We start from the raw sequence: 16,114 nt of genomic DNA on the forward strand, positions 1-16,114 counted from the left end.
TCGGCTGAACGTCGGCCGGGCCTCGGTAGGATCGAGGGGTGGCAGTGAACCAAGAACTGGTCGGCCGGGAGTTCCCGCCGACGGCCCCCTACCTCGTCGGCCGCGAGAAGGTGCGCGAGTTCGCGCGCGCCGTCTTCGCCGATGCTCCGCAGCACACCGACGTCGAAGCGGCCCGCGCGGCCGGCTTCTCCGACGTCGTGGCGCCGCCGACCTTCGCGATGGTCATCCAGGACCTCACGCTCCAGCAGCTGCTGGCGCAGGAAGACTCCGGCATCGTGCTCGCCCGCACGATCCACGCCGAGCAGCGCTTCACCTACACCCGACCGATCGTGGCGGGCGATGAGCTCACCGCGCAGCTGCGCGTCACCGGCATCCGGATGATGGGCGGCAACGCCATGATCACCAGCGAGGCCGCGATCACCGACGCCGCGGGCGACCACGTCGTCACGGCGACGAGCGTGCTGCTGGTGGGCGCCGAGAGCACGGACGAAGGGAAGGCCGCCTGATGGGCTACACCGTCGGAGACGTGGTCGCCGAGCGCACCGTGCATCTCACCCGCGAGTCGCTCGTGCGCTACGCGGGAGCGTCCGGAGACTTCAACCCCATCCACTACCGTGACGATGTCGCCGAATCCGTCGGGCTTCCCGGCGTGCTCGCGCACGGCATGCTGACGATGGGCATCGCCTCGTCGGTGGTCGTCGCCGCCCTCGACCCGGCCGCGAAGATCCTCGACTACGGGGTGCGCTTCACCAAGCCGGTCGTCGTCGACCCGGTCGATGGTGCCGACATCACCGTCGTAGCCACGGTCGGCGCGGTCGATGAAGAGGTCGCGCGCATCGACCTCAAGGTCACGTTCGGCGAGACCACGGTGCTCGTCAAGGCGCAGCTGCGCGTCGCCGTCTGATGAGGACGCTCTGATGCGGGAGATCGAGCCGGTCCGCCTGGCCGAGCTGACCACGCTGCGCACGGGCGCCGCTCCCGAGCGGATGCAGGAGGCGACGACGACCGCCGGTCTGATCGAGGCACTGCGCGACACCTGGGCCCGCGGTGACGAGTGGTTCGTCCTCGGTGGCGGTTCCAACCTCTTCGTCGGCGACGAGCCCTTCGAAGGCACCGTCATCCGCGTGCGCACCGAGGGGATCGAAGAGATTCCGTCGCCGCACCCGGGTCGCATCCGTCTGCGCGCGCAGGCCGGGCACTCCTGGGACGACCTGGTCGCCTATGCGGTCGCGCACGGCTACGCCGGCCTCGAGGCCATGAGTGGGATCCCCGGCACGGTCGGCGCGTCCCCCGTGCAGAACATCGGCGCATACGGACAGGAGATCCAGGAGACGCTGGTCGAGGTCGAGTTGATCGACGAGTCGACCGGCGAGGTCTCGACCGTTCCCGCGGCCGAGCTCGGATTGGGTTTCCGCACCTCCGTCCTCAAGCACCACCACGGCAGCGTGCCGCTGCGACGTGCCGTGATCCTCTCCGTCACCGTCGACCTGGCGATCGCCGGTGAGCGCGTGGTGCGCGGCGAGCAGCTGCGTCGGGCGCTCGGGCTGACCGATGAGACACCGGTTCCGCTGAGCTGGGTGCGCGAGCGCATCCTCTCGACCCGCGCGTCGAAGGGCATGCTGCTCGACGACGCCGACCCCGACACCCACGGCGTCGGCTCGTTCTTCCAGAACGCGATCGTGACGGCCGCGGTGGCAGGCGCGCTGCCGCCGGAGTGCCCGCGCTGGCCGGTGGCGCCCGATCTGGATGCCGTGACCGTGATCCCGCTCGCGTCCTACGACGGGCAGGTGCCGCTGTCGAAGCCGACGACCGTCTCCGACGTGAAGGTCAGCGCAGCCTGGCTGATCGAGCAGGCGGGCATCCGCAAGGGGTTCAAGCTTCCGCGCTCGCGCGCTTCGGTCTCGACCAAGCATGCGCTGGCGCTCACGAACCGCGGCGGCGCGACCGCGGGCGAGGTCGCCGAGCTCGCGCGGTTCATCCAGAGCCGGGTCCACGCCGAGTTCGGTCTCGTGCTGCAGCCGGAGCCGGTGCTGGTCGGCGTCGACCTGTAGGGCGATCGTCCTGTGGGGCGTCGTCGGTCGCGGGCTACACTCGCGGCATGAGCGGACTGATCCCGTACCTGCTGTTTCCCGGCAACGCCGCAGAGGCGCTGCGTCACTACCGCTCGGTGTTCGGCGGTGAGCTGCAGCTGCTCGACTACGCCACGGCGGGCCGGCGTGACGGACCCGGCGATGCCGTCGCGCACGGCCAGCTGAGCGGGCCGGTCGAGCTCGCCGGCGCCGATGCCGGAGCCGACGACGACGCCGTGCAGATGAGCGGCATGTTCCTCTCACTCCTCGGCACGGCGGATGCGCTGACCCTCACCGGCTGGTACGACAAGCTCGCGGCCGACGGCCGAGTGATCGACGCCCTGCAGAAGCGCCCGTGGGGAGACTTCGACGGCACGCTCGTCGACCGCTACGGCATCCGCTGGCTGATCGGCTTCCAGCCCGAGGACTGATCACGCCGCGAAACCCGAAGGCCCCCTCCCGTCTGTCGACAGGAGGGGGCCTTCGGTACGAGCGGGGTCAGGCGAACAGGCGCTGCAGGCGCTGCACGCCCTCGAGCAGCTGGTCGTCGCCGAGGGCGTACGACATGCGGATGTAGCCCGAGGGGCCGAAGGCCTCGCCGGGAACGACCGCGACCTCGGCCTGGTCGAGGATGAGGTCGGCGAGCTCGAGCGAGGTGGTCGGCGTCACGCCGCCCCAGGTGCGACCGAGCAGACCCTGCACGTCGGGGTACACGTAGAACGCGCCGAGCGGGTTCGGAACCACGAGGCCGTCGATCTTCGACAGCTCCGACACGATGAGCTGGCGACGGCGGTCGAATGCCTGGCGGAACTGTTCGGCCTCGTCCTGCGGTCCGTTGAGGGCGGCGATGGCAGCCTTCTGGGCGACGTTGTTCACGTTGCTGGTGAGGTGCGACTGCAGGTTGCCGGCGACCTTGATGGCGTCGGCCGGTCCCACCATCCAGCCCACGCGCCAGCCGGTCATGGCGTAGGTCTTCGCGACGCCGTTGACGAGGATCGTCTGACCGGCGACCTCGGGCACGGCCTCGACGATCGAGGTGGCCTTGACGCCCTCGTAGGTGAGGTTCTGGTAGATCTCGTCGCTGATGATCCAGATGCCGTGCTCGAGTGCCCACTCGCCGATTGCCTTGGTCTCCTCGGCCGTGTAGACCGAGCCGGTCGGGTTCGAGGGCGACACGAACACGAGCGCGGTGGTGCGGGCGGTACGAGCGGCCTCGAGCTGCGCGACCGTGACCTTGTACTCTTGGTCGGCGCCGGCGAACACCTCGACGGGAGTGCCGTCGGCGAGGCGGATGGCCTCGGGGTACGTGGTCCAGTACGGCGCGGGCAGAAGCACCTCGTCACCCGGGTTCACCACGGCCTGGAAGGCCTGGTAGACGGACTGCTTGCCGCCGTTGGTGACGATGACCTGGCTCGGGGAGACTTCGAGACCGGAGTCACGCAGCGTCTTCGCGGCGATCGCCTCGCGCAGTGCCGGAAGACCCGGAGCGGGCGTGTACCGGTAGCTCGCCGGGTCGGCCAGCGCCTCGTCTGCGGCATCCACGATGAACTGCGGCGTCGCGAAGTCGGGCTCGCCGGCGGCGTACGAGATGACGTCCTTGCCTTCGGCCTTGAGGGCCTTGGCCTTGGCGTCGACCTTGAGGGTCGCGGACTCGGCGATGGCGGACAGCTTGCGGGAGAGAGGAGCGCGTTCGGTCACGACTACGAGCGTACTCGGCTCGATGCGGTGGGAGCGGTGTGGGATATCGCCAAGATCCGAGGTTCTTTCGGGTTCGGAAGGTCAGCGGGCGGCGAGCCCGTGCGCCTGGGCGACGGCCGGGAGCGTGATGCGTCCGCCCTGCACGTTCAGACCCGCGGCCAGCGCCGCGTCTTCGGAGGCCGCGCGCTCCCAGCCCTTGCCGGCGATCGCCGAGACGTAGGGGAGGGTCGCGTTCGTCAGTGCGCGGGTCGCGGTCTCGGGAACCGCGCCAGGCATGTTCGCGACGCAGTAGTAGATCGAGTCGTGGACGGCGAACGTGGGGTCGTCGTGCGTGGTCGGACGCGAGCCCTCGAAGCATCCGCCCTGGTCGATCGCGATGTCGACGAGCACGGAGCCGGGCTTCATCGCGGCGACCATGTCGTCTGTCACGAGCTTGGGGGCCGCGGCACCGGGGATGAGCACGGAGCCGATCACGAGGTCGGCGGCCTTGAGCTCTTCGGCGATGTCGTAGCGACTCGAGGCGCGGGTCTCCAGCGCTCCGCCGTAGCGGTGCTCGAGTTCGCGCAGACGCGGCAGCGAGACGTCGACCACGGTCACCTTCGATCCGAGACCGAGCGCGTTCGCGGCGGCGTGCTCTCCGGCGACGCCGCCTCCGATCACGACGGTCTTGGCGCGCGGAGTGCCGGCGATACCGCCCAGCAGCATCCCGCGTCCTCCTTGCGAGCGCAGCAGCGAGTGCGAGCCCATCACGACCGAGAGCCGCCCGGCGATCTCGCTCATCGGCACGAGCAGCGGCAGGCTGCGGTCGGGCAGCTGCACGGTCTCGTAGGCCACGGCGGTGGTCCCGGCCTCCACGAGCGCCGTGGTCAGGGCGCGGTCAGCGGCGAGGTGCAGGTAGGTGAAGAGGGTGAGGTCCTCGCGCAGGAACCCGTACTCCTGCGCGATCGGCTCCTTGACCTTGATGACGAGGTCGGCGTCGCCCCAGGCCTCGGCGGCGGTCGCCACGATCTCGGCGCCGGCTGCGCGGTAGTCATCGTCCGTGATGCGCGAGCCGAGGCCCGCGCCGGACTGCACGAGCACCCGATGGCCCTCGTGCACCAGCCGGTCGGCGCCGGCGGGAGTGAGGGACACGCGGTTCTCGTTGTTCTTGACCTCGGTGGGGACGCCGATCTTCATTGATCCTCCTGGGTTGATGCGGTGCGGCACCAGGATCGCAGAAACATCGACGGAACAACAGAATCGCTGAAGATGATTCGCGAAGAAGCGCCATCGTGAATAATGCTTCGTATGGAGACGACTTCAGGAGCCTCGGAGCCGAACAGTGTTCGGGCACCCGCCCTCGATGCGATCGATGCGCGGATCGTGCAGTTGATGACGGCAGACGGGCGCATGACGAACGCCGAGCTCGCCGGACGCCTCGGCGTCGCGCCCTCGACCGCACACACCAGGCTGCGCGCCCTCGTCGACCGCGGCGTGATCACGGGGTTCCATGCGAGTGTGGACGAGCGGATGCTCGGAGCAGGGCTCCAGGCGGTGATCGGCGTCACACTGCGCCCGAGCGGACGGCGCGAGAGCATCGTCGAGTTCGCGGACCGTGTGCGCGTGCTGCCGCAGGTGATCCAGGTCTTCTTCCTCGGCGGTGACGATGACTTCCTGCTCCACATCGCGGTCGCCGACTCGTCCGAGATGCGCGAGTTCGTGCTCGAGCATCTCTCGGCACAGAGCAGCGTCGCCTCCACTCGCACCAGCATCGTGTTCGACTATCACCGCAACTCGGTCGCGGCCTCGTTCCGCTGACGCGGGAAGAGGTCCCGCTCAGCGGCCTCCGAGGAGGGTCGCCAACCGGAGTACGGCTTCCTCGACGAGAGTGTCGTCGAGGTTGCCGTAGCCGAGCACCAGGGAATCCGGATGCCGGTCGCGGACCTCGTAGCGGGCCAACGGTGTGAGCGCCAGGCCCGCTGCAGCCCCTGCTGCGGTGATGTCGGTGGAGGATGAGCCGGTGGGCACGGCCAACACCAGATGCATCCCCGCGGCGATGCCGGTCACGGTCAGCTCGGGCAGGGCGCGTTCGAGCGCGTCGAGCAGCCGCTGCCGCCGGCGACGGAACCGGGTGCGGGACGAGCGCAGGTGACGTTCGAGGTCACCGCGCGTGAGGAACTCCGCGAGGGCGGCCTGGTCGATGAGGGAGGGCGGAGCCGTCGAGACCGGGGAAGCGATGTCCGGCGGGAGCAGCATCCATCCGAGCCCCAGCGCGGGCGAGACCGACTTCGACAGCGAGCCGATGAGCGCGACGCGGTCCGGCGCGAGGCGCTGCAGGGCGGGGACGGGTCGGCGGTCATAGCGGAACTCGGCGTCGTAGTCGTCCTCGATCACCAGCGCGTCCCGATCCCGGGCCCAGCGCACCAGTTCCTCGCGGCGGGCGGGAGCGAGTGCCGCGCCGAGGGGGAACTGGTGGGCGGGAGTCACGAGGGCGGCCCCGGCCCCGGTGCGGGATGCGAGCGCGCGCAGCTGCGCGGTGTCGATGCCGTCGTCGTCCACGGGCACCGGAACCGGGTGCAGACCGTTCTCCTCCGCGACTGCGCGCAACCGCGGCCAACTCGGGTCCTCCACGAGGATCGTCCGGTGGCCGCGGCGGTGCAACTCGCGGGCGAGCATTCCCATGCTGTCGGTGGCGCCGTGGGTGATCGTGATCCTGGTGGGGTCGGCGATGGCGTGCCGCGAGCGTGAGAGGTACGCGGCGACCGCATCGCGCGCCGGTGCGTAACCATACGGGTGAGCGGCGGCGAGGTCGTGGTCGGGGAGCGCAGCGAGGGCCGCGCGCAACGCGGCCGACCAGCGTGACCTCGGAGTCGCCCGCAGGTCGGGGATGCCGGGACGCAGGTCGTACCGTGTGGGCGGGCCGGCCACGGTGGCGACGGAAGAGGGTGTGTGCGGTGCCCGCAGCGGAGCCCCGCCCTGCTCAGCCACACGGGTGGCCGAACCGGTCCTCGCCTCCAGCACCCCCTCGGCCACCAGCTGTCCGTATGCCTCGGTCACGACCCACCGGGAGACGCCGAGCGTCTCCGCGAGGGTGCGACTGGGCGGCACAGCGGCGCCGGAGGAGAGCCGGCCCTCGTCGATCGCGCGGCGCAGCGCGGTCTCCACGCGGTCCCGCAGAGGCTGGGCAGCGTCGGAGCCGCGCGTCTCGTCGAGGTCGAGGAGTGTCTCCCACACGAGAATCGGTCTGGTGTTCTGCATCGTGATTGGAGTGTATCCCCGAGCCGATCTGTTTCTACGGTGGAGCCATCCCCCGAGAAAGGAACACCATGCAGTACCGCACCCTCTCCGATGGCCGCACCGCGTTCGACGTCTCGACGCTGTGCCTGGGAGCCATGAACTTCGGTACCCGTACCGACGGGGACACGTCACGCGCCATCCTCGACCGGTTCGTGGAGGCGGGCGGCACCTTCATCGACACCGCCAACAACTACAGTCTCTGGGCGGACGGCCACGGCCGCGAGAGCGAAGACCTGCTCGGTCGTTGGATGAGGGATCGCGGCAACCGCGACGCGCTCCGCATCGCCACCAAGCTCGGTGCCGCGCAGAAGGACCCGTCGAAGCCGCTGTCGAACACCCCGCCGACGAACTTCGAGGGACTCTCCGCCGAGGTGATCCGCCGGCAGGCCCCGGAGAGCGCCCGGCACCTCGGCATCGACCACATCGACGTGCTCTACGGCCACGTGGACGACCGCGATGTGGCTCTGACCGAGACGGTCGGCGCCTTCGGCGAGCTCCAGGAAGAAGGGCTCGTCGGCATCACCGGAATCTCCAACGTGCCGACCTGGCGCGTGGTCGAGGCGCGAGAGGAGGCGCGGCGGCAGAGCATCGCGCCCTATGGAGTGGTGCAGCAGCAGTACAGCTATCTGTACCCCGCGCCGCGCATCGGGCGGAACAACTTCGTCACGCCCGACCTGCTCGACTATGCGGCATCCACCGGCACGCCCGAGCGTCCGCAGCTCGCCATCACCGTGTACTCGCCGTTGCACCAGGGTGGGATCGCGCGTCTCGACAAGCCGCTGTGGGGTGGGGTCGATCACCCGACCAGCCACGCCCGCCGTGCGCTGCTGCACGAGGTCGCGGCCGAGATCGGCGCGACGCCGAACCAGGTCGCCCTCGCGTGGCTTCTCGGCGCGGAGGTCCCCGTGATCCCCGTCGTCGGGGTCTCTTCTCTCGAGCAGCTGGAAGAGGCGCTGGGCGCTGCCGACCTGGTGCTGGACGAGGAGGTCCGCGCGCGCCTCGACGCCGAACCGGGCGACACGCGCTGAGCAGTCTGGTGGATCAGGCTCCGTACGAGGCCGGCAGCGAGCAGTAGTCGGCGAACCGCCGCACCGGATGGTCGGGGTCGCTCACATCGACGATCGACCCCGCGACCGTGTGCGGCGGCTCGTCGCCGGCCAGCTGCCACACGGCGTAGTTCCACATTCCCCTGGTGCGCTCGCCGAGTAAGGCCGCGGGCCCGGAGGCGAGCAGGATGCCCTCGCTCTTCGGGTCTTCGCGGAAAGCGGTGACCGTCGCGCGCACCCCGGCTTCGTCGCCCTCGGGCGAGTGCTCGCGGAGGACCGGCTGCCCCGCCTTCGTCAGCGCGACAGTGAGGTCGTCTGCCGCCTGTCGCGAGCGCTCGGCATCCGCCCCGGCGACCGCGAGCAGCCGCCGGCCGCGCGGGTAGAAGTGCAGGAACTCGGAGGCGATGTCCGCCCAGACGTCGGTCATGCCTCCAGGCTACGCCCGCCTGTCGGCACCGGCGCCGGACGCGGAAGAGCCCCCGAGCGCGGCATCGGCCGCGGTCGGGGGCTCTTGCGTGCGCTCAATCCTCGTCGACCAGGAACCGGCTGTAGGCGCCCAGCGTGAGGAAGGTCGGGAACTCCTCCTGCAGGGCGACCTCGCGGAAGATCTCCGCCGCGTCGTCGTACAGGTCGCCGTGGCTGCGCGTCGCCTGTGCGAGCACCTGCGCGATCAGTCCCTCGATGTACTCCGCTGTGATGGGGGTGCCGTCCTGTGTCGTCCGGTCCTGGTGGATCCACTGCCACACCTGCGAGCGGCTGATCTCGGCCGTCGCGGCATCCTCCATCAGATTGTCGATCGCGACCGCGCCGAGTCCGCGCAGCCAGGCCTCCAGGTAGCGGATGGCGACCGAGACGTTGTCCCGCACACCCTGCGCCGTGATCGGCCGACCGATGTGCAGGTCGAGCAGATCACGGGCCTCGACGTGCACGTCGTCGCGCTGGCGGTCGACCTGGTTGGGGCGGTCGCCCAGCACGGCGTCGAACTCTGCCTGAGCAGTGGGGATCAGGTCGGGATGCGCCACCCACGTGCCGTCGAAGCCGTCGCCGGCCTCGCGCTTCTTGTCGGCGGTGACCTTCTCGATCGCCCGTGCCGTCACCTCGGGGTCGCGGCGGTTCGGGATGAACGCGCTCATGCCGCCGATCGCGAAGGCTCCCCGCTTGTGGCAGGTCTGCACGAGCAGGTCGGTGTACGCCCGCATGAACGGCACGGTCATCGTGACCTCGCTGCGGTCGGGGAGCACGAAGCGTGCACCGCGGCCGCGGTAGTTCTTGATGATCGAGAAGATGTAGTCCCACCGCCCGGCGTTCAGTCCGGCGCAGTGGTCGCGCAGCTCGTAGAGGATCTCGTCCATCTCGAACGCGGCCGGGAGGGTCTCGATCAGCACCGTCGCGCGGATAGTGCCGTGCGGGATGCCGATGTACTCCTCGCTGAACGAGAAGACGTCGTCCCACAGCTTCGCCTCCTCGCTCGACTCGAGCTTGGCGATGTAGAAGTAGGGGCCGCGGCCGCCGTCGATCAGTGCCTGCGCGTTGTGCAGGAAGTAGAGGCCGAAGTCGACGAGGGAACCGGATGTCGACGTGCGACGACCGGCGCGGTCGATGAAGGCGATGTGCTTCTCGGGCAGGTGCCACCCGCGCGGACGCATCACGATCGTGGGCGTGCGCTCGGCCGTGACCCGGTACTCCTTCCCTTCCGGGGAGGTGAACGACAGCTCGCCGCGGATCGCATCTCGCAGCGACAGCTGCCCCTCGATCACGTTCTTCCAGGTCGGGCTCGTGGCATCCTCCTGGTCGGCGAGCCACACGCGGGCCCCGGAGTTGAGGGCGTTGATCGTCATCTTCGGATCGGTCGGCCCGGTGATCTCGACGCGGCGGTCCTCGAGACCGGGACCGGCACCGGCGACCCGCCAGTCGCGGTCGTCACGGATGTGTGCCGTGTCTTCGCGGAAGCGCGGGTCGTGCCCGTTGCCGATCTCGAAGCGGCGGCGCATCCGGTCGGCCAGCCGGTCGTGACGGCGGGAGGCGAACCGGTGGTGCAGCTCGGTGAGGAAGGCGATGGCCTCGGGGGTGAGGATCTCCTCGTAGCGGTCGCGCATGGGTCCGGTGACTTCGATCGCCGGACCCTGCTGGGTCGTCTGGATCGGAGCCGTGGTCGGGGGAGCGGTGGGAATGGTCATGATCGTGAGTCCTTTGCGTTGCGTTGCGTCGCGATGCGAAGAAGGCGGCGGGGATCAGTGGAACTGCGCGGCTTCGGTGGAGCCGGCGAGGGCGAGAGTCGCGCTGTCGGGGTTGAGCGCGGTGGAGATGACGTCGAAGTATCCGGTGCCCGCCTCGCGCTGGTGCTTGGTGGCGGTGTAGCCGTGGGCCTCGGCGGCGAACTCGGCTTCCTGCAGCTCGACGTAGGCGCTCATGGCGCGATCGGCGTAGCCGCGGGCGAGATCGAACATCGAGTGGTTCAGAGCATGGAAGCCGGCCAGGGTGATGAACTGGAACTTGTAGCCCAGGTCTGCCAGCTCCTGCTGGAACGTCGCGATCTCGGCGTCCGACAGGTGCTTCTTCCAGTTGAAGCTCGGTGAGCAGTTGTAGGCCAGGAGCTTCCCGGGGAACTCCGCGTGGATGGCGGCGGCGAACTCGCGTGCCAGCGTGATGTCGGGCTCCCCCGTCTCGACCCACAACAGGTCGGCGTAGGGGGCGAAGGCGAGGCCGCGGCTGATGACCGATTCCAGACCCGGGCGGATCCGGTAGAAGCCCTCCGTAGTGCGCTCGCCGGTGGTGAACTGCTGGTCGCGTTCGTCGACGTCGCTGGTGAGCAGGTCGGCGGCGAGAGCATCCGTGCGGGCGATGATGACGGTCGGCACCCCGGCGACGTCGGCGGCGAGGCGGGCGGCGTTCAGCGTGCGGATGTGCTGCTGGGTGGGCACGAGCACCTTGCCGCCGAGGTGGCCGCATTTCTTCTCGCTGGCCAGCTGGTCCTCCCAGTGGATGCCGGCGGCACCCGACTGGATGAGCGACTGCGCGAGCTCGTAGGCGTTGAGCGGTCCGCCGAAGCCGGCCTCGGCGTCGGCGACGATCGGGGCGAGCCAGTCCTGCGTGGTCTCGCCTTCTGCGTGCTCCAGCTGGTCCTGGCGGATGAGCGCGTTGTTGATACGGCGTACGACCGCCGGCACCGAGTTCGCGGGGTACAGCGACTGGTCGGGGTAGGTGTGACCGGCGAGGTTGCCGTCGGCGGCGACCTGCCATCCGGAGAGGTAGATCGCCTTGAGCCCCGCCCGCACCTGCTGCACGGCCTGGCCTCCGGTGTAGGCGCCGAGCGCACGGACGTAGTCCTCCGTATGCAGGAGGTTCCAGAGGTTCTCAGCACCGCGGTGCGCGAGCGTGGAGTCCTCTCGGACCGAGCCGCGGATGCGGATGACATCTTCGGCGGAGTAGGTGCGCTCGACGCCGTCCCAGCGGGGATCGGTGTCCCAGATCTCCTGGAGCTCGGCGGCCGTCTGAACCTGGTCGCCGGCTCGCAGACCGGCGGGGCGGGGCGTCGGGGTGTGGGCGGTGTTCGTCATGGTGTCTCCTCGGTGGATCCGGCTGCGGTGCCGGTGTGGCGTGGTTCCACTGTGCGTGAAGTTCGGGACGTCGAACGACCGATACCGGAGAGAAGATCGCTCGAAATTCTGTTTCTGTGACAGAATCTGCCGCATGAGCATCGATGAAGCTGCAGAAGAGACCGACGCCCTCACGATCGGTCGTCGAATCCGCCGGCTCCGCACGGCGAAGAGCATGACCCTCGACGACCTGGCCTCCGCCGTCGATCGGGCGCCGAGCCAGATGTCGATGATCGAGACCGGCAAGCGCGAACCCAAGCTCACGCAGCTGCAGGCGATCGCCCGCGCGCTCGGTGTGACGCTCGACGCGCTGCTCGAAGGGGAGCCGCTCGACGAACGCAGCGCGATCGAGATCGCCCTGGAGCGCGCGATGAAGGGGCAGACGTTCCAGGCCCTGGGCATCGAGCCGTTCCGTATCGCGAAGAGTCTGCCGACGGATGCGCTGAAGGCCCTGCTCGCGCTGCACGGGGAGATCGATCGGCTCAAGGACGAGCGGGCCGCGACGCCCGAGGAGGCCAGGCGGGCGAACGTCGAGCTGCGGCACCTGATGCGCAGACAGGACAACCACTTCGCCGACCTCGAGGCCAAGGCTGCCGAGATCCTCGCCGCGGTCGGCCACCCCGGCGGCCCTCTGACACAGCGCACCGCATCCGAGATCGCGGCCTACCTCGGCTTCACCCTGCATTACGCGCCAGACCTGCCGCAGACCACCCGCAGTGTCGCCGATCTCGCGAACGGTCGGCTGTACCTGTCGAGCAGCGTGCCCGCGAAGGGCGATGCTCGCACCGCGGTGCTGCAGGCGCTGTCGAGCCGCATCCTCGGGCACTCCGAGCCGCGCAGCTATGCCGAGTTCCTGCGGCAGCGCGTCGAGACCAACTACCTCACGGGCGCCCTCCTCATCCCGGAGGCGCATGTCGTGCCCGCGTTGAGGGATGCCAAGCAGCGGCGGGCGATCTCGATCGAAGACCTCCGCGATGCGTATTCGGTGTCGTACGAGACGGCCGCGCACCGCTTCACGAACCTCGCGACACGTCACCTCGACATCCCGGTGCACTTCCTGAAGGTGCATGAGTCGGGCACGATCACCAAGGCGTACGAGAACGACGACGTGAACTTCCCGACCGACCGCCTCGGCGCCATCGAGGGGCAGATGTGCTGCCGCCGGTGGACCTCGCGCGTGGTGTTCGACGAGGACGACCGCTTCAACCCGTACTACCAATACACCGACACCGGCAACGGCACGTACTGGTGCACGGCGCGGGTCGAGTCCTCGAGCGAGGGGCTGCACTCGGTGAGCGTTGGTGTGCGCTTCGACGACACCAAGTGGTTCGTGGGGAGGGACACCCCGCACCGCGGCGTCTCGAAGCACTCGGTCGAGGTGTGCTGCCGCCGGGCTCCCGCCGAGTTGGAAGACCGCTGGCGGGAGAACTCCTGGCCGAACGTGAAGACGCCGCGCACGCTGCTCGCGACGCTGCCGACCGGCGCGTTCCCCGGGGTCGACACGACTGATGTGTACGAGTTCCTGGAGGCGCACGCGCCGCAGTGAGTTCAGAGAGTCCCCGCTGTTTCGTCAAAAGTTAGTTTCATCTTGCTTAGTCAATCTTGACTATGTTACTTTCGACGAGCCATCAATGACGAACGGCCGAGAAGGGACCCTCATGGCTACTTCCTCTGCGGAAACCCGATTCCGCATCACTGCCACCCTGACGTGCGTTCTCGCCGCCACGCTGACGCTCGGAGCATGCTCCGCGCAGACGCCAGGCGGCGATACCGCCCCCACGAGTGCGAGCGACACCGACGCCTGCAAGCGCAATCAGGATGCCGGCACCATCACCTACATCTCCGGCTACGGCTACTCCGCCAGCGCCGGACAGCTCGACGTGTTCCTCGCCGAGGAGCTGGGCTATTTCGACGACCTCTGCCTCGATGTCGAGATCAACGCCTCCGGTGCGAACGGGCAGCAGCTCGTGGCATCCGGTCAGGCGCAGTTCACGGCGCTCGGCTCCGCATCCGACGTGATGCTGGCCGCGGCGAACAGCAAGAACCTCACGGCCGTCGCCACCTACGGCACCACCCCGCCGTTCTCCATCTTCGGTAACGAGAAGCTCGACAGCCTCAAGGATCTCGAGGGGGGATCGCTCGGGTACTTCATCAACCTGACCCCGATCGCCTCGGCCATGCTCGACGAGGCCGGCGTCGATGTCTCGAAGGTCGAGATGGTCAAGATGACCAACTACGACCCGACGGTCGTGGTGCGCGAGCAGGTCGATGCGATCGTCGGCTACGCCTCGAACCAGCCGCAGTCGCTCAAGGCGCAGGACCTGCCGTTCAGCGAGTTCCTCCCCTCCGACCTCGGCGTCGAGGGCACGTACAACGTGATGGAGGTCAACTCCCGCTTCCTCGACGAGCACCGCGAGGTCGCCGCCGACTTCATGCGGGCGAGCCTCAAGGCGCTGCAGTACTGCCTCGACGAGTCGGATGCCTGCATCGACAAGCTCGCGAAGCTGGCCGAGGACAACAACCAGGGCGCCGCGTTCCCGCGCGACCAGCTGGCCCGCACCTGGGAGGTGGAGTCCGCCTGGGTCCGCGAGAGCGCCGGTGGCAACCCCGGTGTGCAGAACGAGTCGATGTGGGAGCCGGAGTACGCGCTCGTCGAGAAGTACGGCGACGTCAAGGACCTGCCCGCGATCGCCGACATGATGGACGCCGATCTCGTCGCCGACCTCTACGACGGCGACACCCTCATCTGGCAGGCCGAGTGATGTCGGTCGCACAGGGAGCAGGCGTCGAAGTCAGGAACGTCTCGAAGTCCTTCGGCGTCGACGGCGCGAAGGTCACCGTGCTCGACGACGTGAGTCTCACGATCGGCATGGGCGAGTTCGTGTCGGTGATCGGTCCGAGCGGCTGTGGCAAGTCCACGCTGCTCAAGGTGGTCGCCGGTCTCCTCGACGCCGACTCGGGCACCGTCACGATCGACGGCGAGAGCGTCACCGCGGCCTCGCGCGACAAGAAGATCGGCCTCGTGCCGCAGTCGCCCGCGCTGTTGCCGTGGAAGACCGTGCGCGAGAACGTCGAACTGCCGGTGCGCATCAACGCCAAGGCGAACTCCGGGCGAGCGCTGCGCGACCCCGCGGAGCTGCTGGCGACCTTCGGCCTCGGTCAGGCGATGACGAAGTACCCCGGTCAGCTGTCCGGCGGCATGCAGCAGCGTGCCGCGATCGCCAGGGCGTTCGTGTTCGACCCGGCCATCATGCTGATGGACGAGCCGTTCTCGGCGCTCGACGAGATGAACCGTGACCTGCAGCGCATCGCCCTGCTGGAGTTCTGGCAGTCCAACCGCAAGGCCGTCATGTTCGTCACGCACTCCGTGCCGGAGGCGATCATGCTCTCCGACCGCATCGTGGTGATGGCCGCCCACCCGGGGCGCATCGCCCAGGTGATCGACGTGAACCTGCCGCGGCCGCGCGACGAGCAGTCGTATGCCACGGAGGAGTTCCGCGAGATGGAAGCCGTCGTGCGCGATGCGCTGCGCGCGCAGACGGAGAAGGCCCATGTCTGAGCTGACGATGAGAGACACGACCGCGACCCTCGCGACCGCCCGCTTGAAAGCCCAGCCGCATCGGGGCATCCCCGCCTGGCTGCGCTGGGGATCGTGGGGTCCGACTCTGATCACGTTCGTGATCGCCGCGCTGCTCTGGCAGGTCGTGGCCTGGACCAACCCGTATGTGCTCCCGACGCTGGAGGCGATCGGGGGCAGCCTCGTCGACGACGCCGGCATGTACTGGTCGAACTTCCTCGTCACGCTGCTCGAAGTGGTGGTCGGCGCCTCCGCCGGCATCCTCGCCGGTTTCCTGCTGGCCGTGGTGATGGCCGAGTTCCAGATCATCGAGCGGGCCGTGATGCCGCTCGTGATCATCGTGATGGTGACCCCGATCGTGGCGATCGCCCCGGCGCTGGTCGTGGCCTTCGGGTTCGGCATGGTGCCGAAGTTCATCGTGACGGGGCTCGTGGTCTTCTTCCCGATGCTCGTGAACTCGCTGGCCGGTCTCCGCGATGTCGATCAGAAGGCGATGGATGTCTTCAAGACGCTGCACGCCTCGCGGTGGGAGATCTTCCGGGAACTGCGATTCCCCGGCAGCATGCCCTATGTGTTCGCAGGGCTCCGCATCGCCCTGCCGCTCGCGGTGGTCGGTGCCGCAGTCGCCGAGTTCGTCGCGGCGGGACAGCAGGCCGGTCTCGGTTCGCTCGTCACCACCTCCGCGGCACAGGCGAACCTGCCCGTCACCTGGGCCAGCATCGCCCTGCTCTGTCTGCTCGGCGTGCTCCTGATCATCGTCCTCGCCCTGGTGCGCAAGCGCGTGCTCTGGTGGAGCGACGGCGAGGTCACGGCCAAGGGCTGACACGGCATCCGGATCCCGGGGCGGGCGCT

Annotated in this window: 16 protein-coding genes; 10 read left to right on the plus strand and 6 right to left on the minus strand. The window is 69.0% G+C overall.

The features are described from left to right. The first annotated feature begins 38 nt into the window (after nt 1–38). Genes GZ67_RS0100925 through GZ67_RS0100940 form a run of 4 tightly spaced genes read left to right on the plus strand, consistent with a single transcriptional unit; the run spans nt 39 to nt 2,500 of the window. Nucleotides 39–506 carry an FAS1-like dehydratase domain-containing protein gene (locus GZ67_RS0100925; protein ID WP_029260958.1) on the plus strand — a complete coding sequence of 156 codons (468 nt, stop codon included), beginning with the start codon at nt 39–41 and terminating at the stop codon, nt 504–506. Further along, nucleotides 506–904, plus strand: coding sequence for a MaoC/PaaZ C-terminal domain-containing protein (locus GZ67_RS0100930; RefSeq protein WP_029260959.1), 399 nt, complete (start codon nt 506–508; stop codon nt 902–904). The genes GZ67_RS0100925 and GZ67_RS0100930 overlap by 1 nt, the downstream gene beginning before the upstream one ends. Nucleotides 905–917: 13 nt before the next feature. Further along, a complete protein-coding gene (locus GZ67_RS0100935) occupies nt 918–2,051 on the plus strand; it encodes a UDP-N-acetylmuramate dehydrogenase (protein WP_029260960.1) in 1,134 nt (377 codons plus the stop codon). Nucleotides 2,052–2,098: 47 nt separating this feature from the next. Further along, the gene (locus GZ67_RS0100940) at nt 2,099–2,500 is read left to right on the plus strand and encodes a VOC family protein (RefSeq protein WP_029260961.1); all 402 of its coding nucleotides are present in this window, start codon (nt 2,099–2,101) and stop codon (nt 2,498–2,500) included. Nucleotides 2,501–2,567: 67 nt separating this feature from the next. Here the strand turns inward: GZ67_RS0100940 and GZ67_RS0100945 are convergent, their stop codons facing one another. Next, nucleotides 2,568–3,767, minus strand: a complete 1,200-nt coding sequence (locus GZ67_RS0100945; RefSeq protein ID WP_029260962.1) for a pyridoxal phosphate-dependent aminotransferase — start codon at nt 3,765–3,767, stop codon at nt 2,568–2,570. 81 nt (nt 3,768–3,848) lie between these two features. After that, nucleotides 3,849–4,943, minus strand: a complete 1,095-nt coding sequence (gene ald, locus GZ67_RS0100950; protein WP_029260963.1) for an alanine dehydrogenase — start codon at nt 4,941–4,943, stop codon at nt 3,849–3,851. Nucleotides 4,944–5,045: 102 nt separating this feature from the next. On the opposite strand from ald, the gene GZ67_RS0100955 reads away from it, so the two are divergent. Continuing rightward, nucleotides 5,046–5,564, plus strand: a complete 519-nt coding sequence (locus GZ67_RS0100955; protein WP_029260964.1) for an Lrp/AsnC family transcriptional regulator — start codon at nt 5,046–5,048, stop codon at nt 5,562–5,564. An 18-nt stretch (nt 5,565–5,582) separates the two neighbouring features. Here the strand turns inward: GZ67_RS0100955 and pdxR are convergent, their stop codons facing one another. Beyond that, complete coding sequence (gene pdxR, locus GZ67_RS0100960; protein WP_029260965.1) at nt 5,583–7,004, minus strand: MocR-like pyridoxine biosynthesis transcription factor PdxR; 1,422 nt, start codon at nt 7,002–7,004, stop codon at nt 5,583–5,585. Nucleotides 7,005–7,072: 68 nt separating this feature from the next. Here pdxR and GZ67_RS0100965 point away from each other — a divergent pair, with 68 nt between their 5' ends. Further along, entirely contained in the window at nt 7,073–8,071 is a 999-nt protein-coding gene (locus GZ67_RS0100965; protein WP_029260966.1) for an aldo/keto reductase, read from the plus strand. A gap of 13 nt (nt 8,072–8,084) precedes the next feature. Here GZ67_RS0100965 and GZ67_RS0100970 read toward each other — a convergent pair whose 3' ends face one another. The 3 genes from GZ67_RS0100970 to aceA all read right to left on the minus strand — a co-directional run bounded on the left by GZ67_RS0100970 (nt 8,085) and on the right by aceA (nt 11,646). Continuing rightward, complete coding sequence (locus GZ67_RS0100970) at nt 8,085–8,516, minus strand: hypothetical protein (RefSeq protein WP_029260967.1); 432 nt, start codon at nt 8,514–8,516, stop codon at nt 8,085–8,087. A 94-nt stretch (nt 8,517–8,610) separates the two neighbouring features. Beyond that, nucleotides 8,611–10,266, minus strand: coding sequence for a malate synthase A (gene aceB / locus GZ67_RS0100975; RefSeq protein WP_029260968.1), 1,656 nt, complete (start codon nt 10,264–10,266; stop codon nt 8,611–8,613). Nucleotides 10,267–10,320: 54 nt separating this feature from the next. Continuing rightward, nucleotides 10,321–11,646 carry an isocitrate lyase gene (aceA, locus tag GZ67_RS0100980; protein ID WP_029260969.1) on the minus strand — a complete coding sequence of 442 codons (1,326 nt, stop codon included), beginning with the start codon at nt 11,644–11,646 and terminating at the stop codon, nt 10,321–10,323. Between the two features lie 133 nt (nt 11,647–11,779). Here aceA and GZ67_RS0100985 point away from each other — a divergent pair, with 133 nt between their 5' ends. The 4 genes from GZ67_RS0100985 to GZ67_RS0101000 all read left to right on the plus strand — a co-directional run bounded on the left by GZ67_RS0100985 (nt 11,780) and on the right by GZ67_RS0101000 (nt 16,085). Then, the gene (locus GZ67_RS0100985; RefSeq protein WP_029260970.1) at nt 11,780–13,231 is read left to right on the plus strand and encodes a helix-turn-helix domain-containing protein; all 1,452 of its coding nucleotides are present in this window, start codon (nt 11,780–11,782) and stop codon (nt 13,229–13,231) included. Between the two features lie 112 nt (nt 13,232–13,343). Further along, a complete protein-coding gene (locus GZ67_RS0100990; RefSeq protein ID WP_231481663.1) occupies nt 13,344–14,447 on the plus strand; it encodes an ABC transporter substrate-binding protein in 1,104 nt (367 codons plus the stop codon). Further along, on the plus strand, nt 14,447–15,244 hold the full coding sequence (locus GZ67_RS0100995) for an ABC transporter ATP-binding protein (protein ID WP_029260972.1): 798 nt from the start codon (nt 14,447–14,449) through the stop codon (nt 15,242–15,244). Before GZ67_RS0100990 ends, GZ67_RS0100995 begins: the two co-directional genes overlap by 1 nt. Further along, nucleotides 15,237–16,085, plus strand: a complete 849-nt coding sequence (locus GZ67_RS0101000; RefSeq protein WP_029260973.1) for an ABC transporter permease — start codon at nt 15,237–15,239, stop codon at nt 16,083–16,085. Before GZ67_RS0100995 ends, GZ67_RS0101000 begins: the two co-directional genes overlap by 8 nt. Nucleotides 16,086–16,114 lie beyond the last annotated feature (29 nt).

Origin of the sequence: Microbacterium sp. Cr-K20, from assembly GCF_000708325.1 — a bacterium.
Classification (GTDB): Bacteria; Actinomycetota; Actinomycetes; order Actinomycetales; family Microbacteriaceae; genus Microbacterium.

Excerpts from the sequence above, each read along its gene's own strand:
- GZ67_RS0100955 (WP_029260964.1), top strand. The coding sequence starts at position 5,046 with ATGCTTCGTATGGAGACGACTTCAGGAGCCTCGGAGCCGAACAGTGTT.
- GZ67_RS0100935 (WP_029260960.1), top strand. The coding sequence starts at position 918 with ATGCGGGAGATCGAGCCGGTCCGCCTGGCCGAGCTGACCACGCTGCGC.
- GZ67_RS0100965 (WP_029260966.1), top strand. The coding sequence starts at position 7,073 with ATGCAGTACCGCACCCTCTCCGATGGCCGCACCGCGTTCGACGTCTCG.
- GZ67_RS0100940 (WP_029260961.1), top strand. The coding sequence starts at position 2,099 with ATGAGCGGACTGATCCCGTACCTGCTGTTTCCCGGCAACGCCGCAGAG.
- GZ67_RS0100995 (WP_029260972.1), top strand. The coding sequence starts at position 14,447 with ATGTCGGTCGCACAGGGAGCAGGCGTCGAAGTCAGGAACGTCTCGAAG.
- pdxR (WP_029260965.1), bottom strand. The coding sequence starts at position 7,004 with ATGCAGAACACCAGACCGATTCTCGTGTGGGAGACACTCCTCGACCTC.
- GZ67_RS0100970 (WP_029260967.1), bottom strand. The coding sequence starts at position 8,516 with ATGACCGACGTCTGGGCGGACATCGCCTCCGAGTTCCTGCACTTCTAC.
- GZ67_RS0100930 (WP_029260959.1), top strand. The coding sequence starts at position 506 with ATGGGCTACACCGTCGGAGACGTGGTCGCCGAGCGCACCGTGCATCTC.
- aceB (WP_029260968.1), bottom strand. The coding sequence starts at position 10,266 with ATGACCATTCCCACCGCTCCCCCGACCACGGCTCCGATCCAGACGACC.
- GZ67_RS0100985 (WP_029260970.1), top strand. The coding sequence starts at position 11,780 with ATGAGCATCGATGAAGCTGCAGAAGAGACCGACGCCCTCACGATCGGT.
- GZ67_RS0100990 (WP_231481663.1), top strand. The coding sequence starts at position 13,344 with ATGGCTACTTCCTCTGCGGAAACCCGATTCCGCATCACTGCCACCCTG.
- ald (WP_029260963.1), bottom strand. The coding sequence starts at position 4,943 with ATGAAGATCGGCGTCCCCACCGAGGTCAAGAACAACGAGAACCGCGTG.
- GZ67_RS0101000 (WP_029260973.1), top strand. The coding sequence starts at position 15,237 with ATGTCTGAGCTGACGATGAGAGACACGACCGCGACCCTCGCGACCGCC.
- aceA (WP_029260969.1), bottom strand. The coding sequence starts at position 11,646 with ATGACGAACACCGCCCACACCCCGACGCCCCGCCCCGCCGGTCTGCGA.